The sequence below is a fragment of the Brevibacterium sp. FAM 24630 genome (assembly GCF_049804075.1).
Classification (GTDB): Bacteria; Actinomycetota; Actinomycetes; order Actinomycetales; family Brevibacteriaceae; genus Brevibacterium.
This window is the reverse complement of the sequence record NZ_JBNBZD010000074.1, coordinates 1-572: the sequence shown is the minus strand read 5'-3', so window position 1 is coordinate 572 and position 572 is coordinate 1. Positions and strand designations below refer to the sequence as shown.

1 protein-coding gene and 1 pseudogene are annotated in these 572 nt (G+C 63.6%); one reads left to right on the top strand and one right to left on the bottom strand.

What is annotated here, in order from left to right; genetic code table 11:
- Positions 1 to 191: pseudogene (locus ACPUD7_RS17785) on the bottom strand (IS21 family transposase); the annotation flags it as partial.
- 138 nt (positions 192 to 329) lie between these two features.
- Here ACPUD7_RS17785 and ACPUD7_RS17780 point away from each other — a divergent pair.
- Positions 330 to 572 (top strand): hypothetical protein (locus ACPUD7_RS17780; RefSeq protein WP_425120654.1); only part of this gene is annotated, 243 nt, incomplete at its 3' end.

Genomic DNA, 572 nt, shown 5'->3' with positions numbered 1-572 from the left:
GTCCCCTGCGCCAGGGACGCATCCTCACCCGCACTGCGACTGCCTTGATCAGCAACCCGGTGGGCCAGCAGCGACGCCACATCACCAGTGCCGAAGCGACCATAGGCAGCCGCCGTACCCAGGACCTCATCGACACGTTCTCGACCATGCAACCGCGACAGTGCCACGGCCTGGCCCATCTTCTGTCGCATCCTCGACGTCCCTGCCGCGGCCGCCTCACGTAACCACTCGTGAGCACCATGCCCAATCATCAGGAACGCTTCCTCATCAGGACTGTTCGCTGTGACCGCATACACTCCGGGCACCTTCTGTGTGGCATCAGTCGGGAAATGCTCGTCATCGATCTTCGGCGATCCGGGCCGGGCCCTGCCGTGTCGGGCGACTTCCCGAACCCCATCACGACCGGCAGCTACGATGATGATCTGTTCTGCCTCGGCGACACCGTGGACGCGGACGAAGACCTCGGACCCCAGGAGTGCATGCGGTACCGAATACTGCCCGGACTCGAAAGCGACCATCGGCGTATTGACCGGAACCTTCCTCGACAGACCGAACGCGATCGTATGCGCCCG